Origin of the sequence: Marinobacter sp. (assembly GCF_048266785.1) — a bacterium.
In the GTDB taxonomy this organism is placed as follows: domain Bacteria; phylum Pseudomonadota; class Gammaproteobacteria; order Pseudomonadales; family Oleiphilaceae; genus Marinobacter.
The window spans coordinates 245,713-270,576 of record NZ_JBLWYX010000002.1 but is presented as its reverse complement, the minus strand read 5'-3'; the positions used below and the strand labels follow the sequence as shown (position 1 = coordinate 270,576).

The following is a 24,864-nucleotide window of genomic DNA, read 5'->3' as shown; positions in this document are numbered from 1 at the left end:
ATTGCCACACATTTCTGCCACATGTGGCATTTCGCCACAACCCTCATTACGTGAGATTAACCAACAAATAAGGTCAACCTAATGTTTTAAAAGGAAATTATTTCAAAGCAAGAGACTGGCACGGTGTTTGATTAGTGCTTGGTGAACGCAAATGAAACAGGAGAAGTCGATTATGAATATGAACAAATTACTCGTATCCATTACCGCATCCATTGCCCTGCTGGCCACCGCACCCACCATGGCGGACCAGACCCAGCAAAGCCCGGCAGCAACCGATTCCACCGGCTACTCGAACCCCGCAGCAGCGGGCACTCAGAAGACCGACTACAACGACGCTGAACTGAAAAAGTTCATTGCAGCACAGGAAGGCATTACCGAAGTGCGCGAAGAGTACATCGAGAAAATTGAAGCAGCGGATTCCCAGGAGAAAGCTCAGGAACTGCAGATGAAAGCCAACGATGAGATGGTATCGGTCATCGAGGATTCAGGCATGGACATCCCGACCTATAATGCCATAGCTACGGCCTACAGCAGCGAGCCGAAAGTACGCAACCGTATTGAAGCGCTGATGTAAACGCCGGTCGATACCGGACAAGCTGTTCATCAGTTTAGCCCCGCCAAGCGCGGGGCTTTTTTATAGTGCCTTAACAAACCGTAACTGCAAATCTCACTGGCAGTTGCCATACATTAGTTTACCCATTGAGCACATCTCGCCCCTTGACAGTATCCTGGTTCAGGAGGACTCCATGGAAGCGGAAGGCCGACGCCCGCTATTGATCGTCATTCTCACCCTCGCGCTGCTCCACCTTGGTGGCTGTCGTTACCCCAACGATGTCGCGGGCACAACGGAGCGTGTAACCGCGGGCACTCTTCGCGTGGGCATTGCACATAATCCACCTTGGGTGATAACAGACCACGAAGGCACAAAGGAACCTGAGGGAATAGAGGCCGACTGGGTGCGGGATCTGGCAGAAGCCTTATCGGCGAAAATAGAATGGCATCACCAACCTCAGCTTGAACTACTCGAATCTGTTGCCAAGGGCAATCTGGACATTGGCATCGCCGGTCTGGTGAAAACAGCCCAGATAAGCAAAATGGCAGCACTAACACGCCCCTATACCCAGACAAGTCACCATCGTTCGGATGGAAATATAGTTAAGGAGCCACATGTTTTGGCGCTGCCCCATGGCGAAAACGGCTGGATGATGACCGTCGAACGGCTGCTGGAAGCGCGCCCACCGCGAACCGATGTCTGGCTTGCCCCGAGCGAGCAGGGGGCGCAATGAACATACGCCGCACCTACCGTATCCCGGAAAACCGACAGGTCGTCCTAAATAAACTGATCAGGCTGCAGTGGGTAAACTTTTTTTTCCGGTTATCAATTGTTGCGGCCATCTATTTTGCGATGGGCAACAGCCAAGCCATGAAAGCCGCCTGGCTTGAAGACATTCTGACCTTGGGCCCTCCCCTGGCGTTTCTGATTGCCATGCACATACAGAAGCGGCCGCCCGACAAGTCCTACCCTTACGGCTATCACCGCGTTAACGTTATCGCGTTTCTGTTCACAGCTTGCGCGTTGTTCGCACTGGGACTCTTTTTACTGATTGATTCCACAACCTCTCTTCTGGAAGCCAAACCCACCTCCATTGGGGCACAAACCTTCTATGGACACACACTTTGGGCCGGATGGGTGATGATCGCGGCACTGGTATACAGCGCAATCCCGCCGTTTATTCTTGGCCGCATGCAGGAAAAACTCGCCCGCCATGCCCACGAGAAAACGGTAATGGCAGACGCGAAAATCAGCAAAGCCGACTGGATGACTGCGGTTGCCAGTGTAATAGGTATTCTCGGGGTTGGTATGGGGTTATGGTGGGCAGATGCTGCGGCTGCTCTGATCATCGGGCTGGACGTAACCCGCGACGGCTACACCAACATACGGGAGGCCGTTGGGGATCTTATGGACCGACGACCGCACTCATCAGAAACCGGAAAGCCAGAGGAGCTGCCCGCCCTTCTTGAACAACAGCTAATGGCACTGGAGTGGGTAGAGCGCGCGAGCGTGCGCCTGCGAGAGGAAGGCAACGTGCTCAGCGGTGAGGCGTTTGTAGAGCCAGCCTGTGACAAAGACCTGACCACCAACATAGTCCAGGCGCAACACTTGGTCGAAAACACAGACTGGCGCATATCCGAAGTCGTCATAATGCCGGTGACCGACCTTACACGGGCCTCGGGTTAGTCTTGATCTCTTACCCAGCGGTCTCCTTCTTTATGATATTCCTGCTTCACTGCTGCCCACGCGACTTTGTGAGCGGTTTCCTCGCGTCCTGAGTCGCCCCGACGATCGTCGGGATCACTGTATTGATCCCACGCCGAGTTAAACGCTTTGCGATAGATTTCCTGAGCATGAGCGGGAAGATTGTCGGTGACCTGGGCTGGCAGTTTCGATTTACTTGAATACGGCATAAATATCTCCCTGAATGAGAGGTTGGCTACGCTAACCTTGCCGGCGCACTCCACCAACATAACTAACAATCTTTGCGACTGTCTTCAACGAGTAAATAATGACAGCAGCCTTAAGGATTCTTCACAACCACTCCTGCCAGCATTATTCGCACTAGACTTATTCCCGTAACTGCCGCTAACGCGAGCGCCGACCATTCATATCGCGAAAGGAGCCATTTTATGCCTCACAATTCTGATCATCCGAAGCACTCCGCCGCTGAGGGCGGCGAGTGGCATCAGCGTTCTGACAAAGCGCACCCCACGCTTACAACCCAACAGGGCGTACCCATTGCGGACGACCAGAACTCTCTGCGTGCCGGAGCAAGAGGGCCTGGCTTGCTTGAAGACCAGGTCCTGCGAGAGAAACTCTTCCATTTCGATCACGAGCGCATTCCGGAGCGGGTTGTTCATGCCCGCGGCGTTGGTTTTCATGGCTACTTTGAGAATTACAAAAACCAATCTGAGCTGACTAAAGCAGATTTATTTCAGCGCCCTGGCGAACAGACACCGGTCTTCGTCAGGTTTTCAACCGTTGCGGGGAATAAAGGCTCCGTGGACGTTCCTCGCGATGCCCGTGGGTTTGCTACCAAATTCTATACACAACAGGGCAACTGGGACCTGGTAGGCAATAACATTCCGGTCTTTTTTATTCAGGACGCAATGAAGTTTCCGGATCTGGTTCACGCCGTAAAAGAGGCACCGGATCGCGGTTTTCCGCAGGCCCAATCGGCCCATGATAATTTCTGGGATTTCGTCAGCCTGATGCCCGAAAGCACTCATATGCTGATGTGGGTTATGTCGGACCGGGCAATACCGCGTTCACCCCGATTTATGGAAGGCTTCGGCGTACATAGCTTCCGCTTTGTTAATGCCCGGGGGGAGTCGCACTTCGTGAAGTTCCACTGGAAACCGAAACAGGGGCTTCAGTCGGTAGTCTGGAACGAAGCGGTGAAGATCAACGGTGCGGATCCCGATTTTCATCGCCGCGACATGTGGGACGCTATCCAGCGCGGCGATTATCCTGAATGGGAATTGGGCGTACAGATTTTTGATGACGCCTTTGCGGAGGAGTTCGAGTTCGACATTCTGGATCCCACCAAACTTATCCCGGAGGAGCAGGTTCCGGTAACGCCGCTTGGAAAAATGGTACTGAACCGGGTGGTCGATAATTTTTTTGCTGAAACTGAGCAGGTTGCCTTCTGCACGCAAAATATCGTCCCGGGTATGGATCATTCAAATGATCCCCTCCTTCAGGGCCGCAACTTCTCCTATCTGGATACCCAGACCAAACGTCTGGGCGGGCCAAACTTTACGCACATTCCGATAAATGCTCCGAAATGTCCGATGCATCACTTTCAGCAAGATGGCCATATGGCGATGACCAATCCCGGAGGCAGGGCAAATTACGAACCGAACAGCTGGGATGATAACCCCGGGCCGCGGGAAAACCCTGAGCATGGGTTTGAGAGCTACCCTGAGAAGATATCTGGCACCAAAGTGCGCGAGAGATCCCCCACCTTTGCGGATCACTATAGCCAAGCGTGGCAGTTCTATGTCAGTCAGACCGAAACTGAGCAGAATCATATTGCCGATGCGTTCGTATTTGAACTGAGCAAAGTGGAAAGGGAGGATATACGTATCAGGATGGTAGCCCATTTGCTGAACGTAGATGACGCCCTTGCCGGGAAAGTCGCGGACGGGCTGGGGTTGGAGGCCTTGCCAAAGGCCGCAACCGCCGCTGTAGTGCCGCGGAAAGATCTTCCCGTCTCGGACGCCCTGAGCATTCTGAAGAACGGCCCGTCGAGCTTTGCAGGGCGCAAGCTTGGGGTGTTCGTCAGCGAAGGCACCGATGCAAAGATCTTTGATGCCCTGAAGGCGGCTGCAGAGCATGAGGGCGCAGTGCTGGCTGTCATTGCCCCGGCTATTGGTGGCGTAACCGATAGCAGTGGCCGAAAAATCAGCGCGAACGAAAAAATTGATGGCGGGCCGTCTGTGCTTTTCGATGCCGTCGCTCTCCTGCCCGGCGACAAGGACATCCAAAAACTCGCGAGCCATAGCCCGGTTCGCGATTTCATCTGTGATGCTTTTGCCCACTGCAAGTTCATCGGCTATAACACGGCCGCTGAAACTTTGCTGAAGAGCGCTGGCCTTGCTGACAGCAAGGATGACGGATGCCTGAAGATCGACTCCAAAGAGGACTCTTGTTCACGTTTCATAGAGCGCTGTCGTGATTTACGCTATTGGCCACGTGAAGATGCGGTTAACAAGGTATGAAGGTCTGACATTTACGGCTAAGAGGTTAAAGCTGGCCGGATTTCGCCGCCAGCTTTAATCTACAGCGACCGGTACCGAGACAAACTTGACGCCCTGGCGCGCCAGCTCAGCAGCACCACGTGCCGTAAGCTCGGAAATAAACTGGAACTGATCTTTGGGATCAAACGGGTAGGCCTTGAGCCGATAGTGCATACCCCAAGGCTTGTTGAAAACAATCACCAGCACAGGTTGCCAGGTTTTTGTTCGCGGGCTGGTGAAGGCTACGTCCCTGAGCAGCTCACGTACCCGGCTGACATCATGGTTCGCCTCAAGATGAAAGTCTGCCACGCACATCAGGTTATCGGTGCCATCGTTGCCGTTGGCAATCAAGGAGTCCCACAACTTGTTATGAGGGATAATCACAACCGTGTCATCCGGGGTGACAATCTCGGCCGCACGTGTGCCTATGGCCCGCACTTCACCGTATTGCCCATCCACTTCAATCCAGTCTCCGGGGCGATAAGGCATCTCATAAAGGGTGACAATGCCTGCAATCAGGCTGTTTGCGTAATCCTTGAAAGCAAAGCCCAGCGCCAGAGCCAGAGCGCCAAAAATGGCCACCATGTTTTCAAATGATGGCTTCACCAGAATCGGAACTACGATCACAATCGTAGCGAGAATAATTAACAGCCGAAGCAGAGGCACGGATGCCAGCAGGTAAAGGCGCGGCTTGCCGCCAAGCTTTTCGGCAACGCGGGGAAGCACTTTTTGGACCGCCACCATGATCAACGAGGCGATGACGATAACAAGCACGGCCTGCAGCAGCGCCTGCCCTGTAATGGAGGCAAAAGCATCCTTGATTCCAAGATCATCGATCATAATCGCTCCTAGAACTGATCAAGCGGAAATCCCCAGCTCTGCAGATGACGCCTGACAGTGGGGTATCCGATGGGTGTTATTTGCCAACGCTCATCAAGCTGATCACAGGTCACCAACTCAGCACGTTTTAACCGTGACAGCACCAGGCTCAGTTCGTACGTGGAAACACCGGTAACCGCCTCCAACGAGGCCATATCAAGGCCGTTGTGCAGCAACAATCCGTGCAGCACAAAGCCGGTGACACTCTCCTTGCTCTGGGGCATGGTCGGGAGGCTCAGCCGCTCCAACGGCACAACCCAGCAATCTGCCGTTTGACTTTGCTTTTCAGTCTTTTCATCCGCATCGTCCAGCTTGGCATTATCATCCGGTCGCGCCCGTAGGGATCGCTGCCAGATTGCCAGGGCCACGCCGGGGTTGCCGCGAGAGGTGGCGGCCAGATCTCGCAAAAAGTTGCTGTATTTGCGCTTTTTACTGTCTTTAACTTTTTCACTTCCGTTTGTATCGGCCAAGGGCAACACGTAGTAGCCATCGCCCGTCATCCTTGCGATCACGGTTGATTTACCGCTACCCGACGCCAGGTGCGTGAACCAGGCCCCCAGCCGCTCAGCATCCATGGGCCCCGGTGTCCAGGGCGACATCTGGGCGTTCTCAAGATAATGCCCCCAGTATCGCCAGCACCAGCTCGAGCACCCCACAATGCCCGCGCCCGTATCGCCATTCGCGATCCGACGAAACAGTTCCTTGACCAGTGCCAGGCCTGAAAGGCGTCGCAGCCAGAAATCAGCAAGCTCGGGAATCACCCAGGGGCGTGATAGATCCTGCCGATCCCACCACTCACTGGCTTCATGATCGTCAAATGACAGAGTATCCGGCGGCGAAATGATGACCCATTCTTCTCCACCACTTTCAATCGAGCCTGACGGTCCAGGCTCCGGAAATCGGGCGAGTGCCTGCTGCACCCCGGAAAAAGGCGGCGCTACCAGGAAGGCGACCTCCCGGATAAGCGAGCCCTCGATGCGCGCGCGCTCAAGGCCACTCGCAATGGCTGTCGCCTGATCTGAATAATCCGGTTCTGGCGCCAGCCGGTTCTGCTGGGAGGCTGATAGCTCTGGCAGCTCATCCATGCTTTCGAAAGGCTCTTCGACCTGAGACACCCCTGCCTGCAACTGCTTTAGAGCATGGCCAATCGCATCCTTGAGCGAGCGCCGCACAGATGTCTGCGGCAGTGCCCACTGCTCAGCGGGCATCAAGCCGCCTGGAAGACATGGGTCGGCTTTGTTCTCGTTGGTTTTATCCTTCAAAAAACAGCTCCTGCATGGCCAGCGGCTACCCGATCTACTCAGGCACCAACCAGCTGTGTTCGTGAGAAAGGCCCAGCGCAGACTCTCCGGCAATATCCTTAATCATGGCAGAAAACCGATCGTCAAACCCCCAAGGGGGATTAACAACCAACAGGCCGGAGCCAGTCATGCCTCGTTCAGGGGGCGTTTTCAGATAGACTTCACTACACCACACCTTGCGCAACCCGTTATCCTTCACAGCTTGTTTCAGAGTGGCATGCAAACCACTGGTAAGCACCGGATACCAGACAAGATAAACACCGTGTCGGCACTTCTGCCATGCTTTGAGCAGAGTCCCGGCAACATCAGAGTACTCGGATTTGATCTCGTAGGAGGGGTCAATCAAGACCATCAGCCTGGGTTGCGCAGGGGGCAGCCGCCTCAACAGCCCCTTCAGGCCGTCTTCGTGCATAACTCGCACTCCCTGCTCTGCCGCCCAACCGGCAAGCTGGCCACTTTCAGTAGGATGCAATTCAAACGCCGTCAATGAATCACCCGGGCGCAGGAACTGGCGAAACCAGGCGGGGGATCCGGGATAAACTGTCAAACGGTCATCACCTGCGTTGAAGCGCGACAACACCTTCATAACCGGCTGCCAGTCTTCGGAAACCAAATCATTACGGCTGGCCCAGAGTTTTTGCACGCCAGAGTCTGCTTCCGCGGTTTTACGGGCTCGTTCGCTCTTGAGGTCGTAGATAGCGCTACCCGCGTGGGTATCAAAGCCGGCGATAGCTGAAGACTTTGACTGCATCATGGAAAGAGCCAGTGTTAACGCAGCGTGCTTCTGAACATCCGCAAAGTTCCCGGCGTGGAAGGCGTGAAGATAACTCAGCATAAATCGGCTCCCTGTGAACAGGAACTATTAAGCCCGAGCGCACGCCATCAGTGCAAGAGACCCTCTAAAAAACGCTCCCTGATTCAACGCCAAAGCACTCTTGCGTTATGGCGCTTTAGCAAACATAATTGCGAACGATAATGCATCCTATTACCATACTCGTTCCTGGAATTCCGGAGTTATCAATGAAAACAATGTTTCGACCGGCCCCTCTTGTGCTCACGATTGCCGCCATAATGAGCTCGGGCTGCGCCAACACCACTCCGTCAGATTCAGCCGCCTCTCAACCAGCCACCAAAACGTCGGTTGTAGAGCACTACGCTGACATGGCACACGCCGGATATGAGGACGCCCTGATTACAGCCAAGGCGCTCGACAAGGCTACTGATCGGTTAATTTCCGACCCTACAGAAGCCAACATGAACGCGGCCAAAGAAGCCTGGCTTGCCGCACGCGTGCCCTATCAGCAAACAGAAGTGTTCCGCTTTGGCAATACAATCGTCGACGACTGGGAAGGCCAACTGAACGCCTGGCCCCTGGATGAGGGATTGATTGATTATGTACAGGCCGACGATTACCAGTACGAGCTGGGCAATGCAGGCGCAACCGCGAACATCATTGAGAGCAAACGCATCAACGTGGGCGGCGAAACCCTCGATGTAACAAACCTCACTCCCGAGCTCCTTGCTGGTTTGAATGAAATTGGCGGTTCGGAGGCCAACGTTGCTACCGGCTATCACGCCATTGAATTTTTACTCTGGGGCCAGGATTTGCACGGCTTTGAGCAGGGTAACGGCGAACGCCCTGTTACCGACTACGCCACTGGTGCCGACTGTACCAACGGCAACTGCAACCGCCGGGGTGAATACCTCGACGCCGTAACCGATCTTCTGGTTTCTGATCTGGAATGGATGGTTGCGCAATGGGCACCGGGTGCCTCTGACAACTACCGGAACCAGCTAATGAATGCTGACGCCAACGAAGGCGTACAGAAAATGCTGTTCGGCATGGGCTCTTTGTCGCTGGGCGAACTGGCTGGCGAGCGCATGAAGGTGGCTCTTGAAGCCAACTCCTACGAAGACGAGCATGACTGCTTCAGTGACAACACCCACAACTCTCACTATTACAATGGTCAAGGCATCCAGAACGTCTACACCGGCACCTATCGCCGCGTAGACGGTAGCCTGGTAACAGGCCCATCCCTCTCTGATCTGGTAGAACAGAGCAACCCCGAGCTGAATGCTCGCCTGAGCGCGCAACTGGATGCCTCAATGAAGGCTCTGGGCGTGATGAAGGCCAAGGCCGAAGCAAGCCAGAACCCCATGCCGTTTGATATTATGATTGCACCAGGCAACGCCAAGGGCGCAAGCGTTGTGAACGGCGCGATCATGGCATTGGTTGAACAGACCGGTTCCATTGAGAAGGCAGCTCGCCAGCTGGGCCTTGAAGCCCTGTCGCCAGACGACGCCGGCCATTCTTTCTGATGCCAAGTTTGAAATAATGATCAAAAAACGACTAATAACCGCATTGCTGGCGTTTCTGGCCTGTATCACCCTGCCGGTTCACGCTGCCCGCCACGCAGGCTTTCCGTTACAGGAGTCGCCCAATACCGGAGGAGACGGCACGGTCGAGCAGTTCGACACCAATGCCTACTCCTTGCCCCAGGGCAACCTCTCAATGACCAAACGCCTGGACTTCAGCGTTGGCAACAGTTTTTTCCGCAACCCGTGGGTAGAAGCACCTTCCAGCACCACAGCGCGGGACGGTTTAGGCCCCCTGTTCAACACCAACTCCTGCCAGGGCTGCCACATCAAAGACGGCCGCGGACACCCTCCCGGAATCGATGAACCACCTGTATCGCTGTTCCTGCGCCTGGCCGTTCCGGCAGACCCCGAGGTTGATGCCGAAATTCTGCTTACCCATGGCTTCAAACCGGCGCCCGTATACGGCAGCCAGCTGCAAACGGCAGCCCTGCCCGCCGCCAAGCCAGAAGCCGATATGGTGCTGACATGGAACAAGCTGACCAAAACTCTGGCTAACGGCAGCGAGGTGGAGCTGCGAGAGCCCGTGTACCGGATAGAGAACCCCAATTATGGTCCTGTGCCCGACGACCTTCAGATCTCTCCCCGGGTCGCACCACCCATGATAGGTATGGGGCTACTGGAAACCATTCCAATTGCCGATATCGAGGCCTTGGCTGACCCACAAGATGCAGACGGGGATGGTATTTCGGGCAAGCTGAATGAGGTATGGGATCTGGCCACCAACCAGACAACACCCGGCCGGTTTGGCTGGAAAGCCGCCGAACCAAACGTACACCAACAAAGCATGGGCGCATTTGCCGGCGATATGGGGCTGACCTCCAGCCTGAAGCCGGCCACAGACTGCATGCCAGAGCAAGCGTGTGATCGCTTTCCCGACGGTGGCCAGCAGGAAGTCAGCGACAAAATCGCAAACTTTGTCACCTTCTACGCCAAGAGTTTGGCTGTGCCGGCACGACGCAACATGGAAGATCCTTCTGTGCAGAAAGGCGCCCAGCTGTTTAACGAGACCGGATGCGCCGGGTGTCACACTCCCCGGCACGTCACAGCAACAGACGCAGAGCGTCCGGACTTGAGCAATCAGACTATCTGGCCCTATACCGACATGCTGTTGCACGACATGGGGCCTGCCCTTGCCGATGGCCGCGATGAGTTTTTGGCCAATGGTAGCGAGTGGCGCACGCAGCCGCTCTGGGGCATTGGCCTGGCACAGACAGTCAATCCGCAAGCGGGGTTCCTGCATGACGGACGGGCGCGAACTCTGGAAGAAGCCATACTCTGGCATGGCGGTGAAGCCGCGCCAGCCGTGGCACGCTTCAGCCAGTTCAGCGCCGATAATCGTCGGGCGCTGCTCGATTTCCTGAATTCACTTTAAAGGAGCCCGATATGAAGCGACTGACACTAACGCTTTGCCTCGCCTCAATTCTGGCCACCACTCCACTGATGGCGGCTAGCGACAGCGCAGATAACCCGAGTGCTGACTACCGGAAGCAGTGGCACAGCGACATTCTCACGGGCTACCAGAGCTTGGCGACACAAAGCCAAACCCTGGCAAAGCAGGCGGAGACATATTGCCAGGCCCCCTCGCCCGAAGGGTTTGAGAAGACCAAACAGGCCTGGCTGGAGGCATTTCTCGCTTGGCAGCAGGTGCGTTTCGTGGATTTTGGCCCCGTAGAACAGGGAAACCGCGCCTGGCAATTCCAGTTCTGGCCGGATCCTAAAAACCTGGTGGCGCGCAAAGCTTCCTACCTGCTCAAAGATGATGCACCGATAACCCCCGAGAAAATCAACGAGTCCGGTGTCGCTGTGCAAGGCTTCCCGATGGCTGAATACCTGCTGTACGACCAGGCACTCAATAAGGGCGAAAGCGCCCTGCCTGCAAATCGCACCTGCAAATTGCTGGTTGCCGTAACCCACCACATCGCCGCCAACGGCGAAGCATTGGCCAACGACTGGAACAGCTTCCAAAGCAGCTACGTTGGCAATGAACAGTACACAGATACAACCATCCGGGCAGCAATGGCCGGGTTGGAGATTCTGGAAGAACGCCGCCTGGCCACGCCCATGGGATTGCGCGGCAACGGCAAGCGCTCGATATACAGCGCCGATGCCTGGCGCAGCGAGGCCAGCCTGGTTGCTGCTGACGCGAGCGTGCGAGGGCTTAAGCATCTCTTTCTGCCGGCTTTCTCAAAGCTCCTCAAGGATCGGGGACAAGCGAGCCTGGCTGAGAATATCGATCAGCAGTTTAATGAAGTCCTCGCCAACTTCCCGGAGCTTGACCGCCCGATGGCGCCGCTACTGGTTGACGATAAGGCTTTCAGATCCTTGCAAAGCCTTTACATTGACGTGACTCAGCTAACCGCGCTGGTGAACGACCGTGCGGCCGTTGAGCTCGGCGTCGTGCGCGGTTTTAATTCCAGCGACGGAGACTGAGGAAAGACCCATGCATGAACTGACACGCAGAAGCCTTATTAAAACAGCCTTTACAGCCAGCGCAGCACTCACGCTATCCGGTTGCAACATATTGCCCCGAAAAGCCGGCAGCGAAGGCCCGCTACAGTACACGGGTGCGATCGGCCTGCCTGACGGCAGTTTTGCCGTGGGAGCCATAGCGCCGGATGGCACAATGCTCTGGAAATCCCCGGTACAAACCCGCTGCCACAGTGGCTGCAATCGCCCGGGCACAGCGGAGGTATTGTTCTTTGAACGCCGGCCCGGCTGGGCGTTCTATGTTCTCAACAGCAAAACGGGCGAAAAGCTCCACCGCATTGAAGCCGCAGAGGGCGAACACTTTGTGGGCCATGGCGTGTTTTCAACAGACGGCCGATTTCTGTACGCCCCGGTTAACCGCTATGAACCCGGAGAAGGCATCATCGCGGTGTACGACAGCCACATGCGATATCAACGGGTGAATACCTTTGAGTTGGACGGCACCGGACCGCACCAGATCACACTGCACCCCGACGGCCAAACGCTGATCGTGGGGCTGGGAGGCATTCTCACTCACCCGGATTACGACCGCATCAAGCTCAATCTTGACACCATGGAGCCTGCGCTGGTCTTGATGGATAGACACTCTGGCGGGGTTCTTGCCCGCTTCCAGCCATCCCACCACCAACTCAGCACCCGGCACGTGGATGTCGCACCAGACGGCACCATTTATGCCGCCTATCAATATCAGGGCCCGGCCCACGAGCTGCCGCCGCTGGTAGCCAGGTACCGCAACGGGCGCTATGAAGAGATCGACTTGGGTGAGTCTGTTCACCGGGAACTGGGCAACTATATCGCCAGCATAGTCGCCCACCCGGAGAGCGATCTGGTTGCCATTGCCTCTCCGGTGGGAGGGACAGCACTGATCTTCAACAGCCATTCAGGGGAGGTGATTGAAAAAGCCGCCATTGCTGACTGCGCCGGCGTTGAGGCCCTGAAAGGGGGAGATTTTCTGGTTTCCTCAGGCCGTGGCAAGCTGGTTCGCATGGGCAAGGGCAAGCCGGTGGCCGAGATTGCCAGTATGCCTGTTCAGTGGGATCATCACCTGGTGTAAAAACGCTGATCTGCATTCCGGGGTTCAGGGGTGCCGGCCCGGCTGGTATTCTTGGCTATCCATTTCCCGGAGGACGGCGGCTTGTCTCAGCAACAGACACCCTTACAGAAAAACACCACTTCGCAAGAGAGCGCCGAGGCAACAACCGGCGCACTCGAGCGATCTGTTGACCGGCTCTACAGCCTGATCGCAAACGAGGAAGACGCCCGGGTCTGCAGAGACATCCCGACGGAAGCCTGCCGTGTGGTGCCACGCAACTTCTTTCTGATTCTGGCAGCCAACGTACTGACCAAACTGGGCGACCTGTTGATCAGCCCCAAAACGGTGCTCGCGTGGCTGATGAGTGCCATTGGAGCACCGGCTCTGGTGGCCTGGCTTGTTCCTATCCGGGAATCCGGCTCCATGGTGCCCCAGATGATGATCGCGGCCTGGGTCCGCCGCAAACCTGTGCGCAAATGGTTCTGGACAATTGGCAGTTTTGGTCAGGCGGTCAGTGTTGCGGCCATGGCTGCCTGCGTCTGGTTTCTTGAGGGCTATACCGCCGGTGGTGGCATCATCGCCGCGCTGATTGTGTTTTCCCTGTCACGCGGCTTCTGCTCAGTGGCCATGAAAGACGTACAGGGGAAGTGCATCCCGAAAACCCGCCGGGGCAGACTCTCGGGCCTTGCAGCCACCATAGGCGGCACAGCAACCGTTATGCTGACGGCTTTGCTGTTCTGGGGGCGCGGCGACCCGACTCTGGCATTTTACAGCCTGTTACTTCTGCTGGCGGCCGCTCTCTGGATCATTGCCGGGCTTCTGTTCGCAGGCGTGGAAGAACACGATGGTGAAACCGGCGGCGGTGGCAACGCCCTTGCCGAAGCCTTTCACAGCCTGTCGCTTCTGCGCGATGACGTGCCTTTTCGTAACTTCGTTATCACCCGCGCATTGCTGCTGTGCTCGGCTCTGGCCTCGCCCTATTTTGTCGTGCTGGCTCAGAAAGAATCAGATACCGGCTTGATGCTTGGCGTGTTTCTTCTGGCAAGCAGTCTGGCCAGCTCTGTATCCGCCAGCTTCTGGGGTTGGATGGCCGATTCGTCGAGCCGCCGGGTGATGATTCGCGGTGCCGCTATCGCCAGTGCTGTGTGCCTGAGTGTTGGGCTGACCGCCATGTTTGCTGGCGCAGGCGTGGGCAATGGCTGGTTTTATCCGCTGGCATTCTTCGTGTTGAGCATTGCCCATGCAGGTGTAAGACTGGGCCGGAAGACTTATCTGGTGGACATGGCGGGGGGGAACAAGCGCACAGACTACACGGCCGTCAGCAACACCGTGATCGGCTTTTTGCTGCTTGCGACCGGAGGATTGACTGCATTGCTCTCACTGATATCGAACGCCGCTGTAATCGTCTTGCTCGGATTAATGGGTCTGGCCGGAACCTTCAGCGCAATTCGATTAAAAGAGGTAACCGACGACTGAATCTCCCGTCGCCGGCCAGATACTTCAGTGGCTTCAGACAGGTGCCTTGCCCTCATTCAGTGCCAGGGCACCTTTCACAATGCGGTAGATCAGCCAGATCGAGATACCCAGAAGAATGAACCACCCAATAATAATAAACGTGGTCACAACACCAATAACTGACCACAAGAGCCCTATCCAGAAGGTGCGAATCTGCCAACGGAAATGCGGCTCAACCCAGGTGCCTGCAACGTCGTCCAGTTTGACGTAATTGATGATCACACCAACCAGCCCGGTAACGCCTCCCAGAAAAAACGACAGCCCCTGAAGGATATAGACCAATACCGCCAGGTTACGCACGGGGTCGGAGCGACGGGACAACTCATCCGTCTGTGCCTCGGCAGGAATGAATTCCGAATCAGCCAAGTCGTATCTCCTTTGTCTGTATGAACTGCCAGTTTAACACAGCCCCTGAAGCAGCTCTCAGGCTCAGAAGATCAGTGTTTATCCGGACGATACCCGAGCCGGAACCCACCCCAATGTCGGCCATTCACATAAATCGGAACAGACAGATCATGCATCACCTCACCTGTGTCACGGCGGTAGGTCTGCAGCAGCATCTTCTCTTTGTGGCTACCACAGCGAATGCCCGTGCGATCGTTAAACAGGCGCTTGCTTCGGCTGCGCACGAGATCAACCGCGGGGTCGCCGGTTGGTGCGTGGGCAAACTCACGGTTATGGGTAGGTATATAACCGTCCGGTGCTGCAACAATCGCAAACACCAAGGCCGGATGTGAGCTCTTCACCTGTTCCTGGACACCAGGCAGGTTCTTGTCAGTAAATGTATCAAAGCTGCTCGAATACTTTACAGGCTGAGTCCCCTGGATCGGCGTTCTCGTTTTATCAAACAACTTGCTTTCAGTCAGCTTGCCATCGCGGATAGCCTGCTCAAAAATTTGGCCGATCTGCTCTGCGCCATCCCGGGTCTGGTCGTAGAAGAACCTGTGATAACTGGATCCGCTGTTAAGTGCAAACGCCGCGTTAGCTAATTCCGAAAGCTCCATCAGCGTGGCTGCCTGCTCTGCCAGTGACGCAACACTAGTATCACTCTCGGAAATCTGATCCCTGACGGTTTCGATAGCCGAGAACACATGATTCAGGCTGAGCTCGTTGCTCTGATCAATCTCGGCGATGCGCGCCACCTGTTGCTGAACCCGATCAGACTGTTCCCGTATCTGGTCAAGCCGCTCACCGACGGACTCCACCGATGTAAGCCCATCCTCGACGCTGCGGGCAAGGTCTCCAATTCGGGTGACAATCAACGCAGTATCTGACCGGATTTCCTGCAGCGTTTCAGCCACCTCGCCAGTGGCCTGAGCGGTGCGGCCTGCCAACTGCCGGACTTCATCCGCAACCACCGCAAAACCGCGCCCCTGATCTCCGGCCCGGGCGGCTTCAATGGCCGCATTAAGCGCCAGCAGGTTCGTCTGCTCCGCAATACCCTGAATGGTGGTGGTTACGCCCTGAATCTTGTTGGATTTTTCGTTAAGTTCCTGAATCAGGCGAAGGTTTTCACCAGATTGCTGATGCACCACCCGGATGCTGTCAATTGCTGAGGTGAGGGCTTGGCGTCCCTCCGCGCTGGTCTGACTATTCTGCAAGGCCATGGCGGCCGCATCCGTCGCCTGCTGTGAAGACTCCCTGACGGTTTCAGTGATCTGCCCGGCGTGATCGGCCATCTGCGCGGTTTCCTGAACCTGGAGATCGAGCCGCAGCTTGAGCTGATCCGCCGCATAGGAAACCTGGGCGGCAGATATGGCACTCTTATCCGCACTGCCAGATAGCGTTTTTACCAGCTCCTGGCCCGATCGGGCATTGGCAAGTAATTGCTGACACCGTGAATGCAGAGGGTGAGTTTCGTCCAGTGTTCCATCCGTCAGTCCCGCCAGCCCACGATCTACCGGCTCAAGAACCCTCATGACCAGGAATAAGGCTGCAACAACAAGGCCTATGATCAGCCCGATAAGCAGTGATGCCGCATCCAGGCCCAGAAATGGCGCCATCAGAAAGCCTGCAACCGCGAGAACAAGTGCGATTGCGCTCCCCAAAAATATTGTTGCACGATCAAGCAACCCCATAAAAACCTCGTCGTTGTTATTGCTTCTGATAGGTACACGGTTGTCCGCTCACTTAACAGACTAAGGAATTGAAACGGGTTAATAACTCATACTTTAGTTGACTTATGTATCTTAACGGCCGGATTGGGCGCTTCTTAAAACAAAAAAACCGCAAACCCTGTAAGCCTTTCTCATCAGGCCACCAGGTTTGCGGTTTTCAGGAAGGTTGGCTCGCGGCTCAGGCGCCAATCACACCTTTGTCGTCGCGAGTAACGATGACAGTTGCGTCCCGGGGGTGGTCACCTTCGTTGCCAAAAGGCCAATCAATGGCCGGGTGCTGAATATTCACGAACATGGTTCTGACATCCGGCGTTGTTACAACACCGGTTACCTCACAACCCTTTGGCCCCACGAAAAACCGCCGGATATCCCGGGTAACGGGGTTGGCCGCGAGCATCATATTATTTTGATACGGTGCGGCGTCAGAGCCATCTGTCTGAATCCAGAGACGGCCGTTGTAGTCAAACCACAAGCCATCCGGGCTGTTGAAGATGTTGTCGTCGTTCAGCTCTATAGCAACCTCCCCATCCACAATTGTTTTTGTGCCCTGCTCTCCGGCAAAGACAAAGATATCCCATTGAAAGCCTGTTGCGGCAAAATCGTCATTATCCTCGCTCCAGCGGATAATGTGGCCCGTACGGTTTTCAGCATTGGGATTCGCCGCATCAACCTGTTCCTCAGTGCGCCGGGAGTTATTGGTCAAGGTGAAATAGACCTCACCTGTATTCGGATCTACAGCGCCCCACTCCGGGCGGTCCATAGGCGTAGCTCCTGCAATATCCGCCGCCAGCCGCGTATTCAGCAAAACGTCCGCCTGATTATCAAAACCGTCAAACAGGACATCGCCAACCCGTGAGCCCTGCGCAGCCTCAACACTGGCCACAAAGGCTGTATCGTCAAGCGTCAGAGGCAACCAAATACCAGAACCGTCGTCATTAAAGCGCGCGACATACAGGGTCCCCTCATCCAGCAAATACCCACTGGCGGTTGCGGCGTAATAGGGCCGCGAGGAGATAAACTTGTAGATGTACTCAAAGCGCGAATCGTCACCGGAGTAACAGACAACGGGCTTGCCTTCTTCTACCGGCGCAAAAATAACGCCTTCGTGTCCAAACCGGCCGAGAGCCGTGCGCTTCTGTGGCTTACTCTCTGGCGTAAACGGATCGATCTCGACCATATAACCGAAGGTGTTTGCCTCGTTCCGATAGTCGTCTGCCGCGCTCGGTGCCACGGGTGTCACGTCAAACCGTATATATTGATCATCACTGCCCTCGGCAAGTTCCCAGTCGTAACGGGTGGCACCGCCAACACCATGACGGGTCTGTTCCCGTGGCTGCATTTGCGAGCTGTTTGCGAAGTAACCGTGCCAGTTCTCCTCGGCCGCAAGGTAGGTCCCCCAAGGCGTGGGGCCCATTGAACAGTTGTTCAGCGTGCCCCGCGTCTGGGTGCCGTTCTTGCTGAAGCGGGTCGAGAGTTTCTGATATCCGCGAACCGGCCCGCGGATATCCATCTCTGTATTGCCCGTAACCCGACGGTTGAAGGGGCTTCCGAATACCATGCCCCAATTACCTGCGCTGTCTTGCTTTATATGAACTACAGATACGCCGTGCGCAGCCACTTCCTTACGCACCTCATCGGCAGGACGCATGCCATTCGGATTATAGGTGGGGCCATCGGGGTGCAGAGCAGCCTGATTGATGTACTCATGGTTCATCACCAGCAGCCCTTCGTCAGAGCGATTGCCGCCAGCCTTGAAATCGATCGGGAAGAAATGCATGCCGTCATGGTGCATGCCTACTTGTTGTTCCTGATCAGCTCCGGAGTTGGAAGCGTCTGCTCTGAACACCGGGTAAGAGCCGGTGATCGGCGTTCCCCAGGGCAAGAAGGGCTTGGCTGAGTAGCCTGCGGGCACAATAACCGTGTTTGCCGTGGAAACGGCTATGGCCTCAAAGCCAAGATCAGTGGTACCGACATCAGGGTTTGTGTCCCCATTACCGCCATCACTCTTGCTGTCGCTTCCGCAGCCTGCAAGTCCTACGCCCATGATGCTGGCCAACGCAGCGCCAACGCCGCCTTTCATCAGAGTCCGACGCTGCATTCTTGCTGCCAGGACTTCGTGAAATACTCTGTTGCCGGAGTGGTTCACAACAGGTTCATAATCGGGATCAAGGTAGTTTGAATCAAGGTTGTGCTTGGCCATATTATGTCTCTCTTTATCTCTCTCGATAGGCAACAAACGTGTGTTGTCGAGGGGACAGTGTCGGCAGGAGACATGACAGTGCGGAGACAATAAAAAGACAAAACCGTTAATCTTATTAAAAAAGATTAACGGTTTTGGTGTGTTCCGGGGAGATACTCCGACGCGTATTAAACGCGCCGGAGCGGACAACCGGTAATATTTCGCTTATTTGGTTACTTCGTCATAACCTTCTTCAACAGCGTCGCCCGCGTCTTCGGCTGCCTCACCCATTTCGTCTCCAGCGTTTTCAACGCCTTCTTTCATTTCACCCATGACGCCTTTGTCTTGGCCGGTGGCTTCTTCATAGGTTTCTTCAACCGAATTGCCTGCATCGTCCACCATTTCTTCAGCATTATCCGCAGCCTTATCGAAATCAGCTCCTTCATTGTCTTCGGAGCTACAAGCAGCAAGACCCAGAGTCAGAAACATAAGAAGTGCGCTGAGAGTTAACTTGTTCATAACATATCCCTCTGTTGGTAAACGTTTGAAACCGTGTACAGGGTAAGGCCATGTCCGGCGCCACACAATTACCTGCCGATTACCCTTTATTTAACCAAGCGTGCCAGAGATCGGCTGGCCGTCGAGCATAAGCACTCTATCGAAGGGCAACATGGTTCCTCGGCCAAGAAGAATAAAGTCCTGCCCGGCCCGGCTGAAAATGTCCCGCACGACATCATGAACCGTGCAAATCTGGCCCGCACTATCGCGGTATACAACCTCCACAAGCTGAGCCTTGAACTCGTATTCACGCAGTCGGTCCAGACTCTGACCGGGCGCTGCAGAATGCAAATCATCAGAAACTGTCATCACCTGCCCACCCCTGTGTTTATCGTTTTTGTGCGGAAATTCTGGCTCAGATTTTCGGACTCCGCCAATTAATTGTTTTTTGTCATTTCAAGCCAACTCCATTATTGTTTTTGAAAATTGTTGCATTGACAGATTGTCCGACATAGATTCGAGTTACGCGTTCTGCAATGGCGCACACAGAAATGGAGAGAACTCATGAAGGCCAAAACGCATGACAACCTGGATTCGCAAACGCCTGCAACCTCGGTAGGTAACCCCGCAGCCTCTGCAAGCGGCATCGAAAAGTGGAAAGATCCGAAGCGTTACCTTTGGCTACTGGGCCCTGCCCTGCCCGGCATTGGTCTGGCTGCGTTAGCAGGCTATGCAATGGCACCGAAAAAGCTGAAAGGCTTGGCCTGGACTGGTCCGGCGCTGGTACATGGCATCGTTCCGGCCCTGGATCGCGCTATTGGAGAGGACAAGAGCAACCCGCCGGAATCCGCGGTGGCTCCACTGGAGCAAGACAAGTATTACAGCCGTATCGTAAAAGCGTTTATTCCTTCCCAGTATGCGATGACGGTTTTGGGCGCATGGCTGGCCAGCCGCAAAAATACGCCGATTGAGGACAAAATCGGTTTGACGCTGACCGTTGGCGCCATCAATGGCGTTGGCATCAACACCGCTCACGAATTGGGCCATAAATCCAGCAAACTCAATAAGCTGATGGCAATGGCAGCGCTTGCACCAACGGGCTATACCCATTTTGTTGTTGAGCACAATTTTGGCCACCACAAGCGGGTAGCGACTCCGGAAGATCCCGCAAGCAGTCGCATGGGTGAGAGTTTCTGGAAGTTCCTACCGCGCACGGTGTTGGGTGGTATGAAATCTTCGGTGAAAATCGAGAAGGCGCGCCTGGAGCGCAAGGGCAAAAGCTTCTGGAGCCTGGAGAACGAGTTGTTGCAGGGCTGGGCAATGAGTGCCGGTTTCTTCGGAGTGACTACGTTGGTCTGCGGCCCACGAGCAGTTCCATTCCTGGCTGCGCAGGCGGTCTACGGCGCGAGTTTGCTGGAGAGTGTGAATTACATTGAGCACTATGGGCTGCTGCGCCAGAAGGACAAGAATGGAAAATACGCGCGTACCCAGCCGGAGCACAGCTGGAACAGTAATCACATTGTGACGAACCTGTTCCTGTATCAGTTGCAGCGTCATTCTGATCATCACGCCCATCCCCAGCGCAGTTACCAGGCGTTGCGGCATTTCGAGAAGGTCCCGCAGTTGCCCGGCGGTTATGCATCCATGCTGCTACCGGCTTACGTGCCCCAGTGGTGGTACGAGACCATGGACAAGCGGGTGATTGATCACTACGAAGGCGATCTGAGCAAGATCAACTGGGATCCGGATCGTAAGGCGGAGTTGGTGACCAAGTATGCAGATTATTCCGCGGAGGTGGCTGCCAAGGTTGCGGCCAGTCGGGAGGGAGCTTCTGGTTCGGCTTCGGAGAAGGCTGCATAGCTTTCAGACGCTGGTGCGGGCCGCCGGTGGGCCAAGGTTCTCAGCACACGCTGTAAATACCCCTGCGGGGTCCGGCCAGCAATCGTAGATTGCTATCGTTCAGCTGCGCATGAAGCTGCGCTTCATAAACGCTTGCTTCACCCATGTAAGCTTGACGGCAGCATCCGTGCTGCCGACAGTCCTGAGAACCTCGGCCCACCGGCAGCTTAGAGTTTGGTAGGGCCTGCCTTATTTTCCTTTGAAAACTGCGTTTCGCCGCTCAAGAAAAGATTGAATTCCCTCTTTCACATCTTCGCTGGCCATCACTGGTTGCAAATCCGGGAACAAGCGCAGTTTTGCGACCTCCTGACCTTCGCTTACCGCGATTTTGGAGGATTTCAGGCTACCTCGCACACCCAGGGGTGCAGCACTGGCAATCTTCTCTGCGATTTCCAGAGCCACGTTGAACTGCTCTCCCGGCTCAACCAGTTCCTGTATCAGGCCCCATTCGTATGCCTGTTCAGCCGTCCACTCATCACCGGTCAGAAGGTAACGCTGAGCATTGCCCCACCCGATTTCACGCTGCAAGCGGATGGTCGCACCGCCGCAGGCGAAGATGCCGCGTTTGACTTCCAGTTGTGCAAAGCGAGTGCCTTTGGCCGCTACGCGGATGTCTGTGTTCAACATCATCTCGACACCGCAGGTGAAACAGATACCTTGGGCGGCAAACACGACCGGTTTGCCGAGGCCGTCGCCGGTGATATGAAACGGATCCAGCTCGCCTTCACCCGGTTCTATACCTTTACCGTTCGCGAACACGCCCGCCCAATCGTCCAGCTGCAAACCGCTGGTGAAGTGGTCGCCCTCCGCGTACATCAGACCCACTCTCAAATCGTCCTCGTGTTCCAGCTGGTAATAGGCCGCAGCGATCTCGTGGTACATGGCCCGGTTCATGGCGTTCATTTTTTCCGGGCGGTTTAGCCCTATGAGCAGGATATGATTTTTCTTTGTTACGTTAACCAGTGACATTGGCGACACCTATAGCAAACAGCAGTTTTCAACGTTTGGAAGTCATCTTCTTAGCTTGAGCGCAATCGGCGGATGACACCTCCCGGGAATGTCGGTGGCCAGGGATGGCCACCGCCAAGCCTTACTTGGATGTACTCGCAGGCGTTTCCCGGGAGGTGTCACCCGCCGATTGTGCATACTCCCAGCTTAGAACCACTCAGACTTCATGTTCAGGCAGGTGTCATCCATATTCCGCAACAACACCAAATCCTGAGCAACCGTCGGCAACTCCCAATGGAAGAAGTACTGGGCGGCCTGGAGTTTGCCCTGATAGAAGTTGCGTTCGTCATCGCTGTTGGCGGAGGCCAACGCTTGGGCTGCGGCGTTAGCCTGGCGCAACCACATCCAGGCTACGATGATATGGCCGAACAGGTGCAAATAGCAGGAGGCGTTGGCGAGGGTTTTGTCCACTTCACCGCTCATCAGGGATTTGCCCAGGCTTTGAGTAACTTTTACGGCCTGCTGCAAGGTTTCGCTCAGGGACAGTGCCCATTGCTGGCAGCGATCGGTGGTTGCGGCCTCCAAGTCTACCTGCATTTCCTTCATCAGCAGCTGCAAACCAAGGCTTTGGTCCTGCCAGATCTTACGGCCCAGCAAATCCAGACCCTGTATACCCGTGGTGCCTTCGTGGATCGGGTTGAGGCGGTTATCGCGCCAGCACTGTTCCACCGGGTACTCACGGGTATAACCGGCACCGCCGTATACCTGAATGGCCAGGTCGTTGGCTTTCGGGCCATGTTCGGAAGGCCAGGTCTTGATCACCGGAGTAAGCAGGTCGAGCAATTTGCCGGCTTCGGTCCGCTTCTTTTCATCCGGATGGGTGTGCTGATCGTCCATCAGTCGTGCGCCATACAGGCAAAGTGCCAGCCCGCCTTCGCTGTAGGCTTTCTGTGCCAGCAGCATCCGGCGCACATCGGCGTGGTCAATAATCGGAACTTGGGGGGTTTCCGGGTTCTTCTCGGAAGCCTTGCGACCCTGCACGCGGTCTTTGGCGTATTCCAGGCTGTGCATGTATCCACGATAGCCAATTACTGCCGCGCCAAAGCCTACGCCAACACGGGCTTCGTTCATCATCTGGAACATGTACTTCAAACCCTGATGGGGCTCGCCCACCAGATATCCGTGACAAGGCGCATCGTCACCAAAACTGAGCGCCGTGGAGGTTGTGCCACGGTAACCGAGTTTGTGAATCAGGCCGGCGAGGCTTACGCCGTTGCGATCCGTGGGGTTGCCCTCGCTGTCTACCCGGAACTTGGGCACGATGAACAGGGATATGCCTTTAACCCCGGCAGGAGCGCCTTTAATTTTAGCAAGCACCATGTGAACGATGTTCTCGGTGATGCTCTGCTCGCCACCGGAGATGTAAATTTTTGCGCCTTTGATCAGGTAGTGGCCGTCATCGGTTGGCGTAGCGGAGGTGCGAATGTCCGCCAGCGATGAGCCGGCATGGGGCTCGGTGAGGGCCATGGTGCCACTGTATCGGCCGCTGAGCATGTTGGGCAGAAAGCTGGTTTTCTGTGATTCGTTACCGAATACGCGAATGAGGTTTGCAGCCGCAGTGGTCAGGAACGGGTAGCCTGCTGTGCCCGGATTGGCCGCAGTAAAGAAACCATTGCAGGCGGCCATAACGGATTCGGGGAGCTGCATGCCGCCCAACTCGTAATCGTAACGCCCCGCAATAAAGCCAGCTTCGGCGTAGGCATCGAAGGCCTCTTTCACTTCAGGCAGCATTTCCACCTGGCCGTTAACGAATTTGGGCTCGTCTTTGTCAGCCGCGCTGTTGTGGTTGGCGAACTTCTCTCTGGCCATTTTGTCAGCGGTTTCGATGACGGCATCGAAGGTATCGCGATTGTGCTCGTTGAAGCGAGCGCGGCTGAGCAGGCTTTCGGTATCAAGCACTTCATAAAGTTGGAACGCCAGATCGCGGCGGTCTATCAGGGTATCGGTCATTTATACAGCTTCCTGGTGATTGGCTGGAGCCATCTTTTGGTTACCTACAGGCTCTCATAACCGGGTTTTTCTGGGAACCGGCGTTTAAGACATAATTATGGTGATATTTGCCACTTTGTTGACTAACGCCAGGGCGATGCTGGTGCCACTGCCCAGGACTGGCTGGAGGAGCATTATGGTGAAGCTGTAAACCTGCAATCTCTTGCCGCTTTAAGTGGCCTGACTACACGTTCGCTGATCAGGCGATTCAAGTTGGCAACGGGAGACACCCCGACGGGTTACCTTCAGGCTATAAGAGCGGAGGCTGCAAGACAGGCCCTGGAGAACACTCGGTTGCCGGTAGAGGACGTCCCGGGCTTGCTCCCGGCGCCTGCAGGTCGCGGTTCGGTCGTTAGCATAGCGGTGACCGCTTGGCCCGGGTTATGCATCGTACTACCTTGACATCCACTGGCTGGATATTTTCGTAAAGTTTACTGACAGGTGTCACGTTGGAGAGAAATACAATGAACGCAACCGCTCAACAAACCCGGGTTGAAGTTCTTAACCGGCTGTACACAATGAAGCTTGAACAGATCGAGCAAGCCAACCGGCAAGGTAATAGCCTGCGCAATCAGGTGCTGGCTGCCGAAGCCGACGCTATTTTTAACGCTCTGAAATCCGTCAGGTGACTGCCGGATGACCCAAAGGGGTGGCAGAAAATGGCCTGATAGTGCCCTTCCACGTCACTTTTAAATATCACTTCTGCACTTGATCGATCACAAGTTGACTTGACCTGCGAGCCCGGGCACGTATCATCAGTTTCCAGGCTTTAACAACGGAACA

General features: G+C 55.4%; 23 protein-coding genes. 12 read left to right on the top strand and 11 right to left on the bottom strand.

Translation table 11 applies throughout. From position 1 onward, the window contains the following. Positions 1-172: 172 nt before the first annotated feature. From ACN0V1_RS04770 to ACN0V1_RS04760, 3 genes are all read left to right on the top strand, one after another. Positions 173-574: a DUF4168 domain-containing protein gene (locus ACN0V1_RS04770; protein WP_417543894.1), complete on the top strand. Its 402-nt coding sequence runs from the start codon at positions 173-175 to the stop codon at positions 572-574. Between the two features lie 172 nt (positions 575-746). Continuing rightward, complete coding sequence (locus ACN0V1_RS04765; protein WP_417543893.1) at positions 747-1,286, top strand: substrate-binding periplasmic protein; 540 nt, start codon at positions 747-749, stop codon at positions 1,284-1,286. Further along, entirely contained in the window at positions 1,283-2,239 is a 957-nt protein-coding gene (locus ACN0V1_RS04760; protein ID WP_417543892.1) for a cation diffusion facilitator family transporter, read from the top strand. Before ACN0V1_RS04765 ends, ACN0V1_RS04760 begins: the two co-directional genes overlap by 4 nt. Here ACN0V1_RS04760 and ACN0V1_RS04755 read toward each other — a convergent pair. Continuing rightward, positions 2,236-2,466 carry a ChaB family protein gene (locus tag ACN0V1_RS04755; RefSeq protein WP_144775598.1) on the bottom strand — a complete coding sequence of 77 codons (231 nt, stop codon included), beginning with the start codon at positions 2,464-2,466 and terminating at the stop codon, positions 2,236-2,238. The two genes, ACN0V1_RS04760 and ACN0V1_RS04755, sit on opposite strands and share 4 nt — an antisense overlap. A 219-nt stretch (positions 2,467-2,685) precedes the next feature. Here ACN0V1_RS04755 and ACN0V1_RS04750 point away from each other — a divergent pair, with 219 nt between their 5' ends. Continuing rightward, complete coding sequence (locus tag ACN0V1_RS04750; RefSeq protein WP_417543891.1) at positions 2,686-4,779, top strand: catalase; 2,094 nt, start codon at positions 2,686-2,688, stop codon at positions 4,777-4,779. 54 nt (positions 4,780-4,833) lie between these two features. Here the strand turns inward: ACN0V1_RS04750 and ACN0V1_RS04745 are convergent, their stop codons facing one another. From ACN0V1_RS04745 to ACN0V1_RS04735, 3 genes are read right to left on the bottom strand one after another with little or no spacing between them, the layout of a single operon-like run. Further along, positions 4,834-5,637, bottom strand: a complete 804-nt coding sequence (locus ACN0V1_RS04745) for a mechanosensitive ion channel family protein (protein ID WP_417543890.1) — start codon at positions 5,635-5,637, stop codon at positions 4,834-4,836. Positions 5,638-5,645: 8 nt separating this feature from the next. Continuing rightward, complete coding sequence (locus ACN0V1_RS04740; protein ID WP_417543889.1) at positions 5,646-6,938, bottom strand: hypothetical protein; 1,293 nt, start codon at positions 6,936-6,938, stop codon at positions 5,646-5,648. Positions 6,939-6,972: 34 nt separating this feature from the next. Then, a complete protein-coding gene (locus ACN0V1_RS04735; protein ID WP_417543888.1) occupies positions 6,973-7,812 on the bottom strand; it encodes a 23S rRNA (adenine(2030)-N(6))-methyltransferase RlmJ in 840 nt (279 codons plus the stop codon). Positions 7,813-7,997: 185 nt separating this feature from the next. Here ACN0V1_RS04735 and ACN0V1_RS04730 point away from each other — a divergent pair, with 185 nt between their 5' ends. The 5 genes from ACN0V1_RS04730 (at position 7,998) to ACN0V1_RS04710 (ending at position 14,352) form a co-directional block, all read left to right on the top strand. Further along, a complete protein-coding gene (locus tag ACN0V1_RS04730) occupies positions 7,998-9,296 on the top strand; it encodes an imelysin family protein (RefSeq protein ID WP_417543887.1) in 1,299 nt (432 codons plus the stop codon). A 16-nt stretch (positions 9,297-9,312) separates the two neighbouring features. Further along, on the top strand, positions 9,313-10,728 hold the full coding sequence (locus ACN0V1_RS04725) for a di-heme oxidoredictase family protein (RefSeq protein ID WP_417543886.1): 1,416 nt from the start codon (positions 9,313-9,315) through the stop codon (positions 10,726-10,728). 11 nt (positions 10,729-10,739) lie between these two features. Next, positions 10,740-11,786 (top strand): imelysin family protein, encoded by a 1,047-nt coding sequence (locus ACN0V1_RS04720; protein ID WP_417543885.1) that lies wholly within the window; start codon positions 10,740-10,742, stop codon positions 11,784-11,786. A 10-nt stretch (positions 11,787-11,796) separates the two neighbouring features. After that, positions 11,797-12,897 carry a DUF1513 domain-containing protein gene (locus ACN0V1_RS04715; RefSeq protein ID WP_417543884.1) on the top strand — a complete coding sequence of 367 codons (1,101 nt, stop codon included), beginning with the start codon at positions 11,797-11,799 and terminating at the stop codon, positions 12,895-12,897. Between the two features lie 183 nt (positions 12,898-13,080). Then, complete coding sequence (locus ACN0V1_RS04710) at positions 13,081-14,352, top strand: MFS transporter (RefSeq protein ID WP_417544048.1); 1,272 nt, start codon at positions 13,081-13,083, stop codon at positions 14,350-14,352. A 33-nt stretch (positions 14,353-14,385) separates the two neighbouring features. On the opposite strand, the gene ACN0V1_RS04705 is transcribed toward ACN0V1_RS04710, so the two are convergent. The 5 genes from ACN0V1_RS04705 to ACN0V1_RS04685 form a co-directional block, all read right to left on the bottom strand. Further along, complete coding sequence (locus ACN0V1_RS04705) at positions 14,386-14,757, bottom strand: DUF4870 family protein (RefSeq protein ID WP_417543883.1); 372 nt, start codon at positions 14,755-14,757, stop codon at positions 14,386-14,388. Positions 14,758-14,828: 71 nt separating this feature from the next. Next, positions 14,829-16,469: a methyl-accepting chemotaxis protein gene (locus tag ACN0V1_RS04700; protein WP_417543882.1), complete on the bottom strand. Its 1,641-nt coding sequence runs from the start codon at positions 16,467-16,469 to the stop codon at positions 14,829-14,831. Positions 16,470-16,686: 217 nt separating this feature from the next. Next, complete coding sequence (locus tag ACN0V1_RS04695) at positions 16,687-18,708, bottom strand: PhoX family protein (protein ID WP_417543881.1); 2,022 nt, start codon at positions 18,706-18,708, stop codon at positions 16,687-16,689. Between the two features lie 204 nt (positions 18,709-18,912). Continuing rightward, entirely contained in the window at positions 18,913-19,206 is a 294-nt protein-coding gene (locus ACN0V1_RS04690) for a hypothetical protein (protein WP_417543880.1), read from the bottom strand. Positions 19,207-19,296: 90 nt separating this feature from the next. After that, positions 19,297-19,554 carry a hypothetical protein gene (locus tag ACN0V1_RS04685; RefSeq protein ID WP_417543879.1) on the bottom strand — a complete coding sequence of 86 codons (258 nt, stop codon included), beginning with the start codon at positions 19,552-19,554 and terminating at the stop codon, positions 19,297-19,299. A gap of 195 nt (positions 19,555-19,749) precedes the next feature. Here ACN0V1_RS04685 and ACN0V1_RS04680 point away from each other — a divergent pair, with 195 nt between their 5' ends. Continuing rightward, positions 19,750-21,045: an alkane 1-monooxygenase gene (locus tag ACN0V1_RS04680; protein WP_417543878.1), complete on the top strand. Its 1,296-nt coding sequence runs from the start codon at positions 19,750-19,752 to the stop codon at positions 21,043-21,045. Between the two features lie 228 nt (positions 21,046-21,273). On the opposite strand, the gene ACN0V1_RS04675 is transcribed toward ACN0V1_RS04680, so the two are convergent. Both ACN0V1_RS04675 and ACN0V1_RS04670 read right to left on the bottom strand, forming a co-directional pair. Then, the gene (locus ACN0V1_RS04675) at positions 21,274-22,053 is read right to left on the bottom strand and encodes a crotonase/enoyl-CoA hydratase family protein (protein ID WP_417543877.1); all 780 of its coding nucleotides are present in this window, start codon (positions 22,051-22,053) and stop codon (positions 21,274-21,276) included. 186 nt (positions 22,054-22,239) lie between these two features. Next, entirely contained in the window at positions 22,240-24,042 is a 1,803-nt protein-coding gene (locus ACN0V1_RS04670; protein ID WP_417543876.1) for an acyl-CoA dehydrogenase, read from the bottom strand. 162 nt (positions 24,043-24,204) lie between these two features. On the opposite strand from ACN0V1_RS04670, the gene ACN0V1_RS04665 reads away from it, so the two are divergent. Then, positions 24,205-24,483, top strand: a complete 279-nt coding sequence (locus tag ACN0V1_RS04665; protein WP_417544047.1) for a helix-turn-helix domain-containing protein — start codon at positions 24,205-24,207, stop codon at positions 24,481-24,483. A gap of 62 nt (positions 24,484-24,545) precedes the next feature. Then, positions 24,546-24,710 carry a hypothetical protein gene (locus tag ACN0V1_RS04660; protein ID WP_417543875.1) on the top strand — a complete coding sequence of 55 codons (165 nt, stop codon included), beginning with the start codon at positions 24,546-24,548 and terminating at the stop codon, positions 24,708-24,710. The last annotated feature ends 154 nt before the right edge of the window (positions 24,711-24,864 follow it).

Coding starts and splice junctions, on each gene's coding strand:
- ACN0V1_RS04695 (WP_417543881.1), bottom strand. CDS start 18,708: ATGGCCAAGCACAACCTTGATTCAAACTACCTTGATCCCGATTATGAA.
- ACN0V1_RS04730 (WP_417543887.1), top strand. CDS start 7,998: ATGAAAACAATGTTTCGACCGGCCCCTCTTGTGCTCACGATTGCCGCC.
- ACN0V1_RS04720 (WP_417543885.1), top strand. CDS start 10,740: ATGAAGCGACTGACACTAACGCTTTGCCTCGCCTCAATTCTGGCCACC.
- ACN0V1_RS04675 (WP_417543877.1), bottom strand. CDS start 22,053: ATGTCACTGGTTAACGTAACAAAGAAAAATCATATCCTGCTCATAGGG.
- ACN0V1_RS04690 (WP_417543880.1), bottom strand. CDS start 19,206: ATGAACAAGTTAACTCTCAGCGCACTTCTTATGTTTCTGACTCTGGGT.
- ACN0V1_RS04670 (WP_417543876.1), bottom strand. CDS start 24,042: ATGACCGATACCCTGATAGACCGCCGCGATCTGGCGTTCCAACTTTAT.
- ACN0V1_RS04725 (WP_417543886.1), top strand. CDS start 9,313: ATGATCAAAAAACGACTAATAACCGCATTGCTGGCGTTTCTGGCCTGT.
- ACN0V1_RS04760 (WP_417543892.1), top strand. CDS start 1,283: ATGAACATACGCCGCACCTACCGTATCCCGGAAAACCGACAGGTCGTC.
- ACN0V1_RS04750 (WP_417543891.1), top strand. CDS start 2,686: ATGCCTCACAATTCTGATCATCCGAAGCACTCCGCCGCTGAGGGCGGC.
- ACN0V1_RS04660 (WP_417543875.1), top strand. CDS start 24,546: ATGAACGCAACCGCTCAACAAACCCGGGTTGAAGTTCTTAACCGGCTG.
- ACN0V1_RS04680 (WP_417543878.1), top strand. CDS start 19,750: ATGAAGGCCAAAACGCATGACAACCTGGATTCGCAAACGCCTGCAACC.
- ACN0V1_RS04715 (WP_417543884.1), top strand. CDS start 11,797: ATGCATGAACTGACACGCAGAAGCCTTATTAAAACAGCCTTTACAGCC.
- ACN0V1_RS04770 (WP_417543894.1), top strand. CDS start 173: ATGAATATGAACAAATTACTCGTATCCATTACCGCATCCATTGCCCTG.
- ACN0V1_RS04735 (WP_417543888.1), bottom strand. CDS start 7,812: ATGCTGAGTTATCTTCACGCCTTCCACGCCGGGAACTTTGCGGATGTT.
- ACN0V1_RS04755 (WP_144775598.1), bottom strand. CDS start 2,466: ATGCCGTATTCAAGTAAATCGAAACTGCCAGCCCAGGTCACCGACAAT.
- ACN0V1_RS04745 (WP_417543890.1), bottom strand. CDS start 5,637: ATGATCGATGATCTTGGAATCAAGGATGCTTTTGCCTCCATTACAGGG.
- ACN0V1_RS04700 (WP_417543882.1), bottom strand. CDS start 16,469: ATGGGGTTGCTTGATCGTGCAACAATATTTTTGGGGAGCGCAATCGCA.
- ACN0V1_RS04685 (WP_417543879.1), bottom strand. CDS start 19,554: ATGACAGTTTCTGATGATTTGCATTCTGCAGCGCCCGGTCAGAGTCTG.
- ACN0V1_RS04765 (WP_417543893.1), top strand. CDS start 747: ATGGAAGCGGAAGGCCGACGCCCGCTATTGATCGTCATTCTCACCCTC.